This window comes from Nocardioides sp. 503, assembly GCF_004522095.1.
Classification (GTDB): domain Bacteria; phylum Actinomycetota; class Actinomycetes; order Propionibacteriales; family Nocardioidaceae; genus Nocardioides.
This window is the reverse complement of record NZ_SPUI01000009.1, coordinates 129,238-144,995: the sequence shown is the minus strand read 5'-3', so window position 1 is coordinate 144,995 and position 15,758 is coordinate 129,238. Positions and strand designations below refer to the sequence as shown.

The 15,758-nt window shown below is 72.4% G+C and carries 12 protein-coding genes; 6 read left to right on the top strand and 6 right to left on the bottom strand.

All coding sequences use genetic code 11. The features are described 5' to 3' along the window. Window positions 1–620: 620 nt before the first annotated feature. Window positions 621–1,109: a MarR family transcriptional regulator gene (locus E4622_RS20725; protein WP_134742122.1), complete on the bottom strand. Its 489-nt coding sequence runs from the start codon at window positions 1,107–1,109 to the stop codon at window positions 621–623. A 96-nt stretch (window positions 1,110–1,205) separates the two neighbouring features. Between E4622_RS20725 and E4622_RS20720 the strand changes: the two genes are divergently transcribed. Both E4622_RS20720 and E4622_RS20715 read left to right on the top strand, forming a co-directional pair. After that, window positions 1,206–2,597 (top strand): cytochrome ubiquinol oxidase subunit I, encoded by a 1,392-nt coding sequence (locus E4622_RS20720; protein WP_245156130.1) that lies wholly within the window; start codon window positions 1,206–1,208, stop codon window positions 2,595–2,597. Further along, a complete protein-coding gene (locus E4622_RS20715; protein ID WP_209022033.1) occupies window positions 2,594–3,595 on the top strand; it encodes a cytochrome d ubiquinol oxidase subunit II in 1,002 nt (333 codons plus the stop codon). The genes E4622_RS20720 and E4622_RS20715 overlap by 4 nt, the downstream gene beginning before the upstream one ends. A gap of 4 nt (window positions 3,596–3,599) precedes the next feature. Here the strand turns inward: E4622_RS20715 and E4622_RS20710 are convergent, their stop codons facing one another. Then, window positions 3,600–4,430 (bottom strand): SDR family NAD(P)-dependent oxidoreductase, encoded by an 831-nt coding sequence (locus E4622_RS20710; RefSeq protein WP_134742121.1) that lies wholly within the window; start codon window positions 4,428–4,430, stop codon window positions 3,600–3,602. Further along, window positions 4,427–4,933 (bottom strand): VOC family protein, encoded by a 507-nt coding sequence (locus E4622_RS20705; protein WP_348537015.1) that lies wholly within the window; start codon window positions 4,931–4,933, stop codon window positions 4,427–4,429. The genes E4622_RS20710 and E4622_RS20705 overlap by 4 nt, the downstream gene beginning before the upstream one ends. A gap of 144 nt (window positions 4,934–5,077) precedes the next feature. Here E4622_RS20705 and E4622_RS20700 point away from each other — a divergent pair, with 144 nt between their 5' ends. Together E4622_RS20700 and E4622_RS20695 are read left to right on the top strand one after the other, a co-directional pair. Continuing rightward, a complete protein-coding gene (locus E4622_RS20700) occupies window positions 5,078–9,739 on the top strand; it encodes a M1 family aminopeptidase (RefSeq protein WP_134742119.1) in 4,662 nt (1,553 codons plus the stop codon). A 61-nt stretch (window positions 9,740–9,800) separates the two neighbouring features. After that, window positions 9,801–11,000 (top strand): sialidase family protein, encoded by a 1,200-nt coding sequence (locus E4622_RS20695; protein WP_134742118.1) that lies wholly within the window; start codon window positions 9,801–9,803, stop codon window positions 10,998–11,000. Here E4622_RS20695 and E4622_RS20690 read toward each other — a convergent pair. The 3 genes from E4622_RS20690 to E4622_RS20680 are packed head-to-tail and all read right to left on the bottom strand — an operon-like array spanning window position 10,997 to window position 13,623. Next, the gene (locus tag E4622_RS20690; protein ID WP_134742117.1) at window positions 10,997–11,428 is read right to left on the bottom strand and encodes an SRPBCC family protein; all 432 of its coding nucleotides are present in this window, start codon (window positions 11,426–11,428) and stop codon (window positions 10,997–10,999) included. The genes E4622_RS20695 and E4622_RS20690 overlap by 4 nt on opposite strands. Before the next feature lie 55 nt (window positions 11,429–11,483). After that, window positions 11,484–12,449, bottom strand: coding sequence for a methylmalonyl Co-A mutase-associated GTPase MeaB (gene meaB / locus E4622_RS20685; protein WP_134742116.1), 966 nt, complete (start codon window positions 12,447–12,449; stop codon window positions 11,484–11,486). Next, on the bottom strand, window positions 12,433–13,623 hold the full coding sequence (locus tag E4622_RS20680; protein ID WP_134742115.1) for an acetyl-CoA C-acetyltransferase: 1,191 nt from the start codon (window positions 13,621–13,623) through the stop codon (window positions 12,433–12,435). Before E4622_RS20680 ends, meaB begins: the two co-directional genes overlap by 17 nt. A gap of 162 nt (window positions 13,624–13,785) precedes the next feature. Between E4622_RS20680 and mce the strand changes: the two genes are divergently transcribed. Then, complete coding sequence (gene mce, locus E4622_RS20675; protein ID WP_134742114.1) at window positions 13,786–14,256, top strand: methylmalonyl-CoA epimerase; 471 nt, start codon at window positions 13,786–13,788, stop codon at window positions 14,254–14,256. A 58-nt stretch (window positions 14,257–14,314) separates the two neighbouring features. Further along, window positions 14,315–15,667: a crotonyl-CoA carboxylase/reductase gene (ccrA, locus tag E4622_RS20670; protein ID WP_209022032.1), complete on the top strand. Its 1,353-nt coding sequence runs from the start codon at window positions 14,315–14,317 to the stop codon at window positions 15,665–15,667. Window positions 15,668–15,758: the final 91 nt, after the last annotated feature.

The window sequence follows — 15,758 nt, the reverse complement described above, 5'->3', positions numbered from 1 at the left end:
GGCGGGGCTGCTCATGGGTCCACTCAAGCAGCGACCACCGACAGTCATAGGCGTGAAAGGGCGCTTATCCACAGGGTGTGGAGGGTTAGTGGCTTTCTTTCTCCGATTTTACTTTCAGCCCTCTGGGGTGGGGTGGTTTCGAGGCTCGCTGCGCTCGCACCTCAACCACCGAGGTCGGCGTCGTGGGTTGAGGAGGTTGCGCAGCAACCGTCTCGAAACCCCAGCGACCAAGAAGCCGGCAGCGGCGCGCAAGCACCGCCTACCTCGTCCCCGTCAATGCCAGAGACCGCGACGACCGCGGCGCCGCACGCGACCACCGATTCACGCCAGGAGACGACCAGAGGTGCGGGGTCTCGACGGGCGCTCGTCGCTGGCGCTCCTCACTGCTCGACCACCGGCACGTGGTTTCGAGGCTCGCTGCGCTCGCACCTCAACCACCGGGAGCCGGCAGCGGAGCGCCACCACCGCCCACCTCGTCCCCGTCAGTGCCAAGGACCGCGACCACCGCGGCGCCGCACGCAACCACCGATTCACGCGAGGAGGCGACCAGAGGTGCGGGGGGCTCGACGGGCGCTCGTCGCTGGCGCTCCTCACTGCTCGACCACCGGTTCTCCCGAGCGTCAGAAGTCGCCGGCCTGGCGGCGTACGGGGCGGAGGAGCTCGGAGAGGGCTTGGAGGTCGGGGTCGCTCATGGCGTTGAGGGCGAAGCCGGACTCGACGAGGTCGCGGGTCGCGGCCTCGACGACGGCGCGGCCCTCGGCCGTGATCTCGGCGAGGACGGCACGGCCGTCGTCGGGGTGCGGGCGGCGGGTGATGTGGCCCGCTGCCTCGAGGCGGCGTGCGATCGAGGTGATGGAGGTGGGGTGGACCTGGAGCCGCTCCCCCATCTTGCCCAGTGGCAGCGAGCCTCGCGAGGAGAAGACGAGCAGCACCAGCGCCTCGTAGCGGGCGAAGGTCAACCCGTGCGGCTTGAGGAGCGCGTCCAGCTGGCCGATGACCAGCTGCTGCACGCGCATGAGCGAGGTGACCGCGTGCATGGAGGCCACGCCGTCCCAGCGCTTGCCCCACTGTCGAGCGGCTTCGTCGATGGGGTCGAAGGGCAGGGGCATGGTCCGGACATAGTGGCAGCCGGGACCCCGGTTCGGAACTTGTGAAAACTTTCACAAAGGGTGGGACGATCGGCCTCTGCGTCCTACGGTCGGGGTGTGACGGTCTCCGCGCTCACCCTCCAGCTGCTCACCGCCGAGGACCCGGCGGGCCTGCTGCCGGCCCGCGAGCAGATGGCGCTCTCGCTCGGCTGGCACATCGTGCTGGCCTGCTTCGGGGTCGCCTTCCCCGCGATGATCTTCGTCGTGCACCGTCGCGGCATCGTCCGCGACGACCCCGTGGCTCTCGGCTTGGCCAAGCGCTGGTCGAAGGTCTCAGCGGTGCTGTTCGCCATCGGCGCCGTGTCCGGCACCGTGCTCAGCTTCGAGATGGGGCTGCTGTGGCCCGGGCTCATGGGACCGTTCGGCGACGTGCTGGGGCTGCCGTTCGCGTTCGAGGGGCTGTCGTTCTTCGTCGAGGCGATCTTCCTGGGGATCTACCTCTACGGCTGGGGCCGGATGCCACCGCGCCGGCACCTGCTGATGCTCCTGCCGATGGCGACCGCCGGCGTCGTGGGCACGTTCTGCGTGATCTCGGTCAACGCCTGGATGAACGCACCGGCCGGCTTCACGATGGTCGACGGCGAGGTCACGAACGTCGACCCGTGGGCGGCGATGTTCAACGACCTGGCGTTCATGCAGTTCCTGCACATGTGGGTCGCGGCCTTCATGGTGGTCGGCTTCACCGTCTCCGGGGTCTACGCCGTCGGCATGCTGCGCGGGCGCCGCGACGCGCACCACCGGCTCGGCTTCATCGTGCCGTTCGTCTTCGCCACCGTGGCCGCCCTGACGCAGCCGTTCATCGGCCACCTGCTCGGCGGCAACCTCGGGGACCGGCAGCCGGCCAAGCTGGCGGCGTTCGAGCTGGCCGAGACGACCGAGAGCCCCTCCCCGCTGCGGATCGGCGGCGTGCTCGTCGACGGCGAGGTCAGGTGGGCGATCGACATCCCCGTGCTGGGCTCCCTCATCGCGCAGAACTCCTTCACCGAGCCCGTGCCCGGCCTCGACACGATCCCGCCGGAGGACCAGCCGCCGGTCAACTTCACCCACTGGGCCTTCCAGACGATGATCGGCGTCGGCACCCTGCTGGCCGGCGCGGTCCTGCTGTTCTGGCTCCTGCGCTGGCGAGGGCGCGACCTGCTGGAGCGGCGGTGGTTCCTGCGCTTCGCGGCCACCGCCGGGCCGCTCGCGGTCGTCGCCCTCGAGGCGGGCTGGATCGCGACCGAGGTCGGCCGCCAGCCGTGGGTCGTCTACGGCGTCCTGCGCACCACCGAGGCCGCGGGCAGCAACTCCGGCCTGTGGTGGCTGCTCGGCGCGACCGTCGTGGTCTACGCCGGCATGACCACCGGGGCCGTGGTCGTGCTGCGCTCCATGGCACGTCGCTGGCGCGCCGGCGAGACCGACCTGCCGAGCCCCTACGGGCCCGAGCCGCGCGAGGAGGTGGCGCGGTGACCCTGCCGATGCTGGTCGTCGCGGCACTCTTCGTCGGCGTGCTCGCCTACGCGCTCTTCGGCGGCGCCGACTTCGGGTCGGGCTTCTACGACCTGACCGCGGGCGGCGCCGTCAAGGGCGCCGAGCTGCGCACGCTGGTCGACCACAGCATCGGCCCGGTGTGGGAGGCCAACCACGTCTGGCTCATCTACGTGCTGGTCATGTGGTGGACGGCGTTCCCCGAGACCTTCGCGAGCACCATGTCGACGCTGATCCTGCCGATGCTCCTCGCCCTGCTCGGCATCGTGCTCCGCGGCGCGAGCTTCGCCTTCCGCAAGTACGCCGGCACGCTGGGCCAGGCCCGGCTGTTCGGCGCGGTCTTCGCGGTGTCCTCGGTGGTCACGCCGTTCTTCCTGGGCGCGGTCGCCGGAGCCATCGCGTCCGGTCGCGTGCCCGCCACCGGCCGCGGCGACCTCTGGTCGTCCTGGCTCAACCCCACCTCGCTCTTCGGCGGCGCCATCGCCGTCGGCACCTGCGCCTTCCTCGCCGGCACCTTCCTCACCGCCGACGCCGTGCGCAGCGGAGCCGAGCGGCTGTCCGAGGAGCTCCGGCGCCGGACCCTCGCCGTCGGCGTCGTCACCGGGGCGGTCGTCTTCGCCGCCCTGGTCCCGCTGACCCGCGACGCCCCGACGCTCACCGACGGTCTCGCCGGGCGCGCCGCTCCCCTGGTGGTGCTGTCGGGCCTCGCGGGCACGGCGACGCTGGTCCTCCTCGTCCGTCGACGCCCGGCGGTCGCCCGCATCACCGCGCTGGGCGCCGTCGCAGCGGTGGTCCTGGGCTGGGGCGTCGCGCAGTACCCCTATCTCCTGGTCGACGAGATCACCATCGCCGACGCCGCCGGCGCCCCGGCCACCCTGCGCGCCCTCCTGGTCGCGGTCGTGCTCGCCGGGGTCATCGTCGTCCCGGCCCTCACCTACCTCTTCCGCCTCACCCAGAGCGAGGAGTGGACCCACTCCTGACGCGTCAGGCGCCGTCCACCCAACGGCTGGTCGCGTCCCACAGCCGGGATGCGGCATCGGCGTCCAGCGCCTCCGGCGAGGGCTCGGCGACGGCCGAGCGACGGTGGTAGGCACCCGGCACCGCCTCCGGCGACGTGGCGCAGAAGACCGTGGTCCTGGCGCCGTCCGCGGGCGTGGCCAGGGCCCGTCGCTCGAGCGGCGCCGCGAGCCGACGTAGCCGGGCGAGCACCGGCGCGGTCTCCAACCCGCGATCGGCGACGTGCGTGTAGACGGAGCCGGGGTGCAGCGAGTAGCCGTGCACTCCCTGGCCGCCGAAGCGCCGCTCGACCTCCGCGGCCTCGTGCACCAGGGCCAGCTTGGAGGTGCCGTACGCCGCCCACGAGTCGTACGGCGCGAGGTCGCCCCAGAGCCACGCGTTGCGCCCACGCTCGTGCAGCTTGGAGACGACGTCGACCACCCGCGCCTCCCCGTGCCGGGTGGCCGTGTCGAGGAGCGACGGCAGCAGCAGGCGGGTGAGCTGGGCCGTGCCGAGGTAGTTGGTGCGCCAGTGGACCTCGTGGCCGTCCACCAGCTGCGGCGCCCTCCACTTCGAGCGCAGGTCGAGGTGGACCCCGGCGTTGTTGACCAGGGCGTCGAGCCGGTCCGTCGTCGACGACACCCACTCCCCCAGCCGGGCGACGGACGCCCGCTCGGTGAGGTCGAGCGGGTGCTGGTCCTCCTCGACCGCACAGCTCCGCGTCGTCGTCAGCACCCGCCACCCCAGGTCGCGCAGGGCACGAGCCGTGGCCTCCCCGAGGGAGCCGCCGCCGGCGCCGGTGACCAGCGCGACCCTCACCGCGCCGCCCGCAGGCTGGCGGCCTTGACCCCGTCGTAGAGCTCGCGCATCAGCGGCCCGATCCGGGCGAGCTCGACGTAGGGCACCCCGGAGGCCGAACCGTCGACGTAGGCGAACTCGATCTCGCCGCCCATCATCGAGCCCCGCATCAGCACCGGCACCCCGGCGGCCTCGGACCGCGCGCACGCCGCGTCGACGTCGTCGACCTCGAAGCAGAGGTGGTGCAGCCCCGGCCCGTGCGCCGTCAGGAACTCCGCGTGGATCGTCTCCCCCCTCACCGGCTGGATCAGCTCCAGCTGCAGGTCGCCGGCGTAGCCGAGCGAGACGTGGAGCGTGAAGTCGGCCGGCTCGCCGCGCAGCGTGGTCTCCTCCGGCCCGAAGCGCACGTCCTCCATCCGGGTCCACGCCCCGACGCCGAACTGCTCGCTGAGCAGCCGCTCCGTCGCAGCGACGTCGTCAGTCACCCACGCCAGCTGGACGACCGGCCCCTCCGCGATGCTCATGGCCGCGACCCTAGTGGGATCCAGCATCCGAGATTGTCGGACAACATCACCGAAAGTGACACGGCCGTAACACGACCTCACTAGGTTTCTCGTCGATCCCGCTCTCGGAACACTGCCGCGGGGCACGACCCGAGAGATGCACACGTGACGACTGCGCGACGCCGCACCGGCCTGCTGGCCACCCTCGCCCTCACCACCGGCCTGCTGGTCACCGTCACCGGGGCGGAGTCGGCGCAGGCCGCCGACGCCGTGGCCGGCGGGCAGACCGCGAGCCCCGCCGACTCACTGTTCCCGAACCAGGGCAACAGCGGCTACGACGTGAGCCACTACGACGTCGACTTCCGCATCGACGTGGGGATCGGTGCGACTCACAACGCGCCGTCGACGACGACCCTGCAGGACGCCACCGCGACGATCGACGCGACCACCACCGCCGGGCCGCTGTCGTCGTACTCCTTCGACTTCCAGGGCACCTCGACGACGCTGGAGGCGTCGACGCTGAACGTCGACTCCGTCACCGTCAACGGCGCCCCCGCGACGTTCACGCGCATCGAGAACACGACGATCCCCGACGCCACCACGGACAAGCACAAGCTGGTCGTGACCCCGGCCACGCCGGTCAGCGGCGCGTTCACCACCGTCGTGACGTACTCCGGCCAGCCGGTCAGCCACCGCGACACCGACAACTCGATCGAGGGCTGGAACAACACCGTCGACGGCGCCACCTTCGTCAACCAGCCGGTGGGCTCGATGACGCTCTTCCCCAACAACAACACCCCGCGCGACACGGCCACCTACACCTGGACCGTCGACGCCCCGAGCAAGCTCGGCACCTCCAACATCGCCGTCGGCGGCGACCGCACCTACCAGGCCGCCGTCGTGAGCAACGGCGAGCTGGTCTCCCGGACCCCGAGCGGCGACGGCACCCGCACGACCTGGGTGTGGGACCAGCAGGAGCCGCAGGCCAGCGAGCTGTCCTTCTTCTCGATCGGCCGCTACGACATCTACACCAGCGACATCGCCCTCTCCGAGGGCCGCACCATCCCGGAGTGGACGTTCATCGACCCGGCGCTGTCCCAGGCCAACAAGGCCACGACGCTGAGCACCCGCGCCCAGATCGGCGCGGCCCTGACCTTCTTCGAGAGCAAGTACGGCGCCTACCCGGGCAACAGCACCGGGCTGGTCGTCGACAACACCACAGGCATCAACTACGCCCTGGAGACCCAGGACCGTCCGTTCTTCCCCAACAGCGCCAGCCGGGCCACGACGTACCACGAGCTCATGCACCAGTGGTGGGGCAACGCGGTCGCGCCGACCGACTGGAACGACATCTCGCTCAACGAGGGACCGGCGCAGTACTCGGAGTTCCAGTTCCCCTACGAGGGCGCCGGCTCCACCACGACGACGACCGAGCAGGCCAACTTCGCGCTCTACACGTCGCGTTCCGCCACGAGCGACACCTTCGCGGTGCCGCCGGCCGCTCTGACGGAAGCCGGCGAGCTGTTCGGCGACCAGTCCTACGAGCGGGGCTCGCTCGCCCTCGAGGCCCTGCGCACGTCGATCGGCGCCGCCGACTTCGAGACCCTCATGCGGGAGTACCAGGTGACCTACGGCGGCACCCAGATCCCCGGTCGCCGCATCGCCGCCTTCGAGGCGCTGGCGGAGGACATCTCGGGCCGCGACCTCGGCGAGTTCTTCCAGACCTGGTACTTCACCGCCGGCAAGCCCGCGTGGCCGGTGAAGTTCAACCTCAACCTCGCCGGCCCGACCGGACCGGTCGACTCCGGAGACCCCGTCACCTACACGCTGAGCGCCCGCAACACCGGCAAGGTCGCGATGCCTGCGGGAGGCACCGTGGTGAAGGTCGACCTCGCCGGTGTGCTCGACGACGCCACCATCGGGCCACTTCCGAGCGGCACCACGCTCGACGGGAGCACCCTGACGTGGACCGTCCCGGCCACCGCCCTGGCCGCCACGGCGAGCATCGACATCCAGGCCACCACCGAAGCCGGCACCATGGGAAGCACGCTGGATGCGGTCGCCCGCGCGGACACCCTCGGCGGCACCTGCGTGGACTGCGCCCCGCGCCTGACGATCGGCACGGCGACGACCTCGCCCGCACCGGTCCCGGCGATCACGGGCGGCCCAGCGACGGTCGGCACTCCGCTGACCGCCGACGCCACCGGCTGGGCCGAGGGCACCACCTTCTCCTACCAGTGGCTCGTCGACGGGACTCCCTTGCCCGACGCCACCACCGCCTCGTACACGCCGACCGCAAGCACCGTCGGCCTTCCCGTCCGTGTGAGGGTGACCGGCACCAGCGCGGGCCTCAACCCCGCCTCCGTGACCAGCGCCGCGACCGCCAACGTCGCACGCGGCACCCTGACCACGGCGACGCCCACGATCACCGGCGCCCCGCAGGCGGGCCAGCCGCTGACGGTCTCCCCCGGCGCCTGGACCCCGGGGACCGTGTTCACCTACGCGTGGCGCAACGGCGGCACCGCCATCAACGGAGCCACCGGCACGACCTACTACCCGACCGCCGGCCAGGTGGTGAGCGTGGTCGTCACCGGCACCCGCGCCGGTTACACCACGGCGACCGCGACCAGCGCCGCCACCGACGCGGTGGCGGCCGGCCCGGCCCTCGAGCAGACCCCGGCACCGGTGCTCGACGGCACCCCCAAGGTCGGCGCGCCCTTCGAGCCGACGCTCGGGACGTGGGACACCGGCACGGTGCTGACGTTCCAGTGGGCGGCCAACGGCACCAACATCGCCTCCAACCAGGGCGGCACCGGCGCGACCCTCACTCCGACCGCCGCGCAGCTCGGCCGGACCCTGACGCTCACCGTCACGGGCACCAAGCCCGGGCTCACGCCGGTCTCCCGCACCACCGCCGTCGCCAGCGCACCGGTCGAGGTCGGTACGCAGGTCCTCCAGCCGACGCCCACGATCAGCGGCACGCCGCGCGCACAGTCGCCCTCGACCGGGGTCCCAGGCACCTGGGACGCCAACACCACGAGGACCTACCAGTGGTACGCCGACGGTGTCGCCATCGCCGGAGCCACCGCGACGACGTACCAGCCGCTGCTGTCGCAGATCGGCCAGGCGCTGACGTTCGAGGTCACCAGCACGCGCGCCGGCTACACCACGGTCACCAAGACCAGCGCGCCGAAGACGGTGCTCGGCCTGCAGCAGGCCGAGGCCCCGACCCCGACGATCAGCGGCACGCCGAAGGTGGACGCGCCGCTGACCGCCGACCCGGGCACCTGGGACGAGGGGACGACCCTCGCCTACCAGTGGTCGGCCGACGGCGAGCCCGTCACCGGTGCGACCGAGCTCGTCTACACCCCCGGCGTCGCCCAGCTCGGTGCCCGGATCACGGTCACGGTGACGAGCAGCAAGCCGGACCACGAGACGGTCTCCCGCACCAGCGAGCCCACCGAGGCCATCGGTGACGGCGACCTGGTCTCCACCCCGAGCCCGACGATCACCGGCACCCCGAAGGTCGGCGTCGAGCTCACCGCCGTGCCCGGCGCGTGGGACGAGGGCACCACCTTCGGCTACCAGTGGTCCGCCGACGGCGTGGCCGTCGACGGTGCCACCGGAGCGACCTACACCCCCGGCCCCAGCCGCCTCGGCGAGATCATCACCGTCGCCGTGACCGGCAGCCGGACCGGCTACACCTCCGTCACCAAGTCCAGCGACCCGACCGCCCCCGTGGCCGCCGGCGACCTGGGCTCCAGCCCCAAGCCCACCATCGCGGGCACCCCGAAGGTCGGCGTCGAGCTCGACGCCGCCCCCGGAGCCTGGGACGAGGGCACCACCTTCACCTACCAGTGGTCCGCCGACGGCCAGACCGTCGAGGGCGCGACCGGAGCGACCTACACCCCCGGCCCCGGCCGCCTCGGCGACGTCATCACCGTCGCCGTCACCGGGACCCGCACCGGATACACCCCCGTCACCAGGACCAGCGACTCGACCGCCCCCGTGGCTGCCGGCGACCTGGCCGTCGCGCCCACCCCGGTCGTGACCGGCACCCCGAAGGTCGGCGTCGAGCTGACCGCCGTCCCCGGCACCTGGGACGAGGGCGTGACCCTGACCTACCAGTGGCGGGCCGGCGAGACGCTCATCGAGGGCGCCGACAGCGCGAGCTTCACCCCGGGCCCCGGCCTCGCGGGTGAGCGCCTCACCGTGACCGTCCGCGGCACCAAGGACGGCTACGAGCCGGTGTCCCGCACCAGCGAGCCCGCCGCCCCCGTGGCCCTGGGTGACCTGACGACCACGCCGGAGCCGACCATCACCGGCATCGCGCAGGTCGGCAGGACGGTCTCGGCGGCCTCGGCCCCGTGGGACAGCGACACGGTGCTGACCTACCAGTGGCAGCGCAACGGCGTGGCGATCGCGGGCCGCACCGCAGCGACGTACGCCGTCGTCGCGGCCGACCGCGGCACCCGGCTGAGCGTCGTGGTGACGGGCACCAAGCCCGGCTACGCCCCGGTCAGCCGCGTCTCGCCGGCCCCGCTCGTGGCCGCAGGGACGCAGACCCGCGCTCCCAAGCCGCGCATCACCGGCACCCCCCAGGTGGGTCGCACGCTCCGCGTCGCCCCGGCGGCGTACGACGCCGGCGTGCGGCTGACCTACCGGTGGCTGGTCGGCGGCAAGGTCGTGGCCGGCGGCAAGGCGAAGACCTTCCGCCTGACCAAGAAGCACGTCGGCAAGCGGGTCACCGTCCGCGTCACCGCCACCAAGGTCGGCTACGTCACGAGGACCGCCACCAGCGCGGCCACGCGAGCCGTCCGGCGCTGACCCACCCGGGGCGGCCGGGCCGGAGGGACAACTTCTCTCCGGCCCGGCGCGTCCCAGGGGCGTGACCCAGACCCGAACCGTCCGCGGCGCCGTCGCGGTCCTTCTCGTCACCGCGACGGCCGGCCTCGCTGTCGCCCTGCTCGCGCCCGGGAGCGACGAGTCGCCGCCGACCCCCGGTGGGAGGCCCACCACCACTCCTGCGACGGCGGGTACCCCGTCGCCCGCCCCCCAGCCCGACCCCCCGCCCGACCCGGCGAGCATCGTCGACGACCCCCAGGCACGGATGGCCGGACACACCGTCCGCGCCGCCGACCCCGACGTCCGCAGTGTCGTGTGGCGGCTCTGCCGGACCCCGCGCTGCCGACGGCGCGACGAGGTCCTCGCGGTCACCGACGACGGGTTCAGGACCCGGCACCTCCTCGCGGTCTCCCCCGAGGTGCTCGAGACCCCCCTGGACGGCGTCTTCCTCCTGGGCCGGGGCGCACGGGCACGGCTCGTCCAACCCGACGGGTCGCTGACACCGGTGGCGTGGGAGGCCTCGAGGCCGGGCCCCCTGAGGAGGGGCGAGCACCTGGTGACCGTCCACCGGTCCGGGGCGCTCTACGCCCTGCACCCCGCCACCGGGCGAGGTCACCGGGTCTCCGCGCCGCGAGGCATCCTCGACGTGGTGCGCGACGGTGACGGCCTGCTCCGTGGCCGCCTGCACGACCGTCCGCCGCGCCTCGTCGCCTCCGCCGACGGGGGCCGCACGTGGACGACCACCCGGGTGCCCGACGAGGCGGAGGGGCTGCTCACCGACCTGGTGGCGTCTGCGTCGGCCGCGCGCGCCCTGGTCAGCGGTGGGGACGGGGCCACCTTCCTGCCCTTCCACGTGACCCATCGCAGTGACGACGCGGGGCGCACCTGGACCAGCCGGCAGCAACCAGGGCCCAGCATCATGGTGAACCGGGGCCTGGCGGTCCTGCCCGACGGGCGCCTGCTGGCCGACCTCATGGGAGGCGGCAGCCCGAGACTCGGGCTGGTGGGTCGCCAGCCCTCCGGGCTCTGGCTGAGCGACGGTCAGGACTGGTCCGAGGTGGCGCCGGTCGCCATGGGAGCGCCGTTCGACGCGCTGGACCTGCGTCGCGAGTTCTCCCCCGTCGTCAGCATCGAGGTCGCACGCGACACCGTGACCGTCTACGCCGCCACCGACACGCTCCACCAGACGCTGTGGGCCTCCACCGACGCCGGCACGACCTGGCGCAAGGTGAGGGCGCGCTAGAGCGCGGCGAGCTTCTCCTGCATGCTGGCGGCGACCTTGTCGGCGAGCACCTTGAGGGCGAGCGGCATCAGCGGCTCGGCGAGCTTGGCGGCGCCGTGAGGGGAGAACTCCGCGTGGTAGGTCACCGACGTGCCGGTCGCCGTGGCCTCGAAGGTCATCGTGTCGAGCAGGTCCATCGAGCCCGCGTCTCCGGCGATCTGGAAGCGCTGGTGCGGGACGACCTCGGTGACGACGTACTTCACCTCGGTCTCGTTGCCGAGGAACTTCGACACGTTCGTGTACGTCGTGCCGACGCCACCCTCACCGGAGGTGCGGACCGTCGAGACGGTCGGTGGGTCCCACTCCTCGGTGGTGGTGAAGTCGGAGAGGTAGGTCCAGACCTTCTCGATCGGCTGGTCCACGGTCACGGTGCGCTCGACACTGGGCATGCCTCCAGGTGCCCGAACCCCTGACGACCGAATCGCAGGCCCGGTGCCGCCGCGCTCAGCCGACGAGGGACTCCAGCAGCCGGTCGGCGGCGCGGTAGGGGTCGGAGTCGCCGGCGACGACCGCGGCCGCCAGGTCGTCCAGCGAGGCGTGGCCCTGCACGTCGCCCCAGCCCCGTCGGAGCGACGTGAGCGCGATCGCCTCGATCTCGCTGCGGGCGCGGCGCACCCGGCGGCGCCCCAGCTGTCCCGAGGACTCCAGCCAGGAGCGGTGCCGCTCGAGCTCCGCCACGACCTCGTCCACGCCCTGCCCGCTCTGGGCGACCGTCGCGAGCACCTCGGGGCGCCAGGCCCCGTCGGGGCGCTCGCCCTGCGCGAGCATCCCGCGCAGGTCGCGGCGCACCTGGTCGGCGCCCTCGCGGTCGGCCTTGTTGACGACGTAGAGGTCGCCGATCTCGAGGATCCCGGCCTTGGCGGCCTGGATCCCGTCGCCCATGCCGGGGGCCAGCAGCACCAGGGTGGTGTCGGCCAGGCCCGCGACCTCGACCTCGCTCTGCCCCACGCCCACGGTCTCGACGAGGACCACGTCGCAGCCGGAGGCGTCGAGGACCCGCAGCGCCTGCGGCGTCGTCCAGGCCAGGCCGCCCAGGTGGCCGCGCGCCGCCATCGAGCGGATGTAGACGCCTGGGTCGGACGAGTGGTCGCGCATCCGCACGCGGTCGCCGAGCAGGGCACCGCCGGAGAACGGCGAGGAGGGATCGACCGCGAGGACGCCGACGCGCTTGCCCTCGCGTCGCAGCGCGGTCACCAGCGCGTCGGTGGACGTCGACTTGCCCACGCCGGGCGAGCCGGTGACGCCCACGACGTGGGCGTGTCCGGCGTACGGCGCGAGGGCGGCCATGACGTCGCGCAGCAGCGGCGACTCGTCCTCGACGAGCGAGATCAGGCGGGCGACCGCCCGGGCCTCGCCGGCGCGGGCGCGCTCGACGAGGTCCGGGACGTCGGCCTCAGTCCTTCGGGACACGCACGATCAGCGCGTCACCCTGGCCGCCGCCGCCGCACAGGGCGGCCGCACCGACGCCGCCGCCGCGGCGCTTGAGCTCCAGGGCGAGGTGGAGCACGACGCGGGTGCCGGACATGCCGACCGGGTGGCCCAGCGCGATGGCGCCGCCGTTGACGTTGACCTTGGCGTTGTCGATGCCGAGCTCGCGGGCCGAGGCGATGCCCACGGCGGCGAAGGCCTCGTTGAACTCGACGAGGTCCAGGTCGGTCGGGGAGATGCCGTCCTTCTTGCAGGCCAGGGCCGTCGCGTTGGCCGGCTGCAGCTGCAGGCTCGAGTCGGGGCCGGCGACCATGCCGTGCGCGCCGATCTCGGCCAGCCACTCCAGGCCCAGCTCCTCGGCCTTGGCCTTGCTCATCACGACGACCGCCGCGGCGCCGTCGGAGATCTGCGAGGACGAGCCGGCCGTGACCGTGCCCTCCTTGCTGAACGCCGGGCGCAGCTTGGCCAGCGACTCGGCCGTGGTGTCGGCCCGCACGCCCTCGTCGACGGAGACGACGACCGGGTCGCCCTTGCGCTGCGGGATCGAGACCGGCACGACCTCGTCCTCGAAGACGCCGTTCTTCCACGCCACGGCGGCCTTCTGGTGCGACTGCGCGGCGAACTCGTCCTGCTCCTCGCGGGTCAGGTTGGCGCCCGCGGCGTTGCGCTCCTCGGTGAGCAGGCCCATCGCCTGCGACGTCACCTGGTCGAAGAGTGCGTCGTAGGCCATCGAGTCGACGAGCGGCACGTCGCCGAACTTGAAGCCCTCCCGTGACTTGGGGAGCAGGTGCGGGGCGTTGGTCATGGACTCCATGCCGCCCGCCACCACGATCTCGACCTCACCGGCGCGGATCATCTGGTCGGCCATCGCGATCGAGTTGAGCCCCGAGAGGCAGACCTTGTTGATGGTGATGGACGGGACGTCCATGGGGATGCCGCCGGCGACCGCGGCCGTGCGGGCGGGGTTCTGGCCGGCGCCGGCCAGGATCACCTGGCCCATGATCACGTAGTCGACCTGGTCGCCGGTCACGCCCGCCTTCTCCAGGGCGCCCTGGATGGCGTGGCCGCCGAGCTCCGCGGCCGAGAGGCCCTTGAAGCCGCCGAGCAGGCGGCCGATGGGGGTGCGCGCTCCGGCGACGATGACGGATCCGGACATGGGTGCCTCCGTGGAGTTCTGGCCTGGTGGTCCCGGCCTGGGTGGGTCTCTCGTGACGATACCCACGAGCCACGGCGGGGGCGAGGGTGCCGGGGACCCCCGTCGTGAGGAACAAGTCACAACCGGTCGCGGCGACGGCGGCGGCGTACGACCATGTGGCGCATGACCGCACCGACCCCGTCCGTCGACCCGGGCACCGGCCTGCCGGGCCACCTGTTCACCGCCATCGACCACGTCGGCATCGCCGTGCCGGACCTCGACGTCGCCATCGCCTTCTACCGCGACACCTTCGGCATGGAGCTCGTGCACGAGGAGGTCAACGAGGAGCAGGGCGTCCGCGAAGCGATGGTCGCCGTCGGCGACTCCGGCTCCTGCCTGCAGCTCCTCGCTCCTCTCAACGAGGACTCCACGATCGCGAAGTTCCTGGAGCGCTCCGGGCCCGGGATGCAGCAGCTGGCCTACCGCGTGACCGACGTCGAGGCCGTCAGCGCGACCCTGCGCGAGCGCGGCGTGCGCCTGCTCTACGACGAGCCCCGCCGCGGCACGGCCGACTCGCGGATCAACTTCGTCCACCCCAAGGATGCCGGCGGCGTCCTGGTGGAGCTGGTCCAGCCCGCGACCACCTCCCACTGACCGGTTACCCATCGGTAATATCCGCCCCGACCCACGACCCGCACCACCAGGAGCTGACGTGCAGAACATCCTCGACGCCATCCTCGCCGCCTCGCAGAGCCCGGGCAGTGCCTCCACGGAGGACTTCGCCGCCCTCGACCTCCCCGAGTCCTACCGGGCCGTGACCGTGCACAAGGACGAGGTCGACATGTTCGAGGGGCTCGAGGCCCGCGACAAGGACCCGCGCAAGTCGCTGCACGTCGAGGACGTGCCCCTGCCCGAGCTCGGCCCGGGCGAGGCGTACGTCGCCGTGATGGCCTCCGCGATCAACTACAACACCGTGTGGACCTCGATCTTCGAGCCGGTGTCGACGTTCGGCTTCCTGGAGCGCTACGGCCGCCTCTCCGAGCTCACCAAGCGCCACGACCTGCCCTACCACGTGGTCGGCTCCGACCTGGCCGGCGTCGTCCTCAAGACCGGCCCGGGCGTGACGAAGTGGAAGCCCGGCACCGAGGTCGTGGCCCACTGCCTCTCGGTGGAGCTCGAGGACCCCGACGGCCACGACGACACGATGCTCGACCCGCAGCAGCGGATCTGGGGCTTCGAGACCAACTTCGGCGGCCTCGCCGAGATCGCGCTGGTCAAGTCCAACCAGCTGATGCCCAAGCCGGCCCACCTCACCTGGGAGGAGGCCGCCTCCCCCGGGCTGGTCAACTCCACGGCGTACCGCCAGCTGGTGTCCAAGAACGGCGGCAACATGAAGCAGGGCGACAACGTCCTGATCTGGGGCGCCTCGGGCGGCCTGGGCGGCTTCGCGACGCAGTACGCCCTCAACGGCGGGGCCACGCCGGTGTGCGTGGTCTCCAACGAGGAGAAGGCCGCGATCGCGCGCAGCATGGGTGCGGAGCTGATCATCAACCGCTCCGAGGAGGGCTACCGGTTCTGGAAGGACGAGCACACCCAGGACCCGCAGGAGTGGAAGCGCCTGGGCGCCAGGATCCGCGAGCTCACCGGCGGCGAGGACATCGACATCGTCTTCGAGCACCCGGGCCGGGAGACCTTCGGCGCCAGCGTCTACGTCACCCGCAAGGGCGGCATCATCACCACCTGCGCCTCGACCTCGGGCTACATGCACGAGTACGACAACCGCTACCTGTGGATGAACCTCAAGCGGATCATCTCCTCGCACTTCGCCAACTACCGCGAGTCGTGGGAGGCCAACCGCCTCATCGCCAAGGGCATGATCCACCCCACGCTGTCGCGCACCTACGGGCTCCACGACGTGGGCCAGGCCGCCCTCGACGTCCACAAGAACGCCCACCAGGGCAAGGTCGGCGTGCTCTGCCTGGCGCCCGAGGAGGGGCTGGGCGTGCGCGACCACGAGATGCGCGCCACCCACCTCGACGCGATCAACCGCTTCCGCGGGGTCTGAGGGCGGACACCCGAGCGAGGGGCTGGGTTCTTTCAGGCAGATCGTGGAGGATGGGCGGACTTCCCCTTCTGCACCCCACCACAGCGAGGTA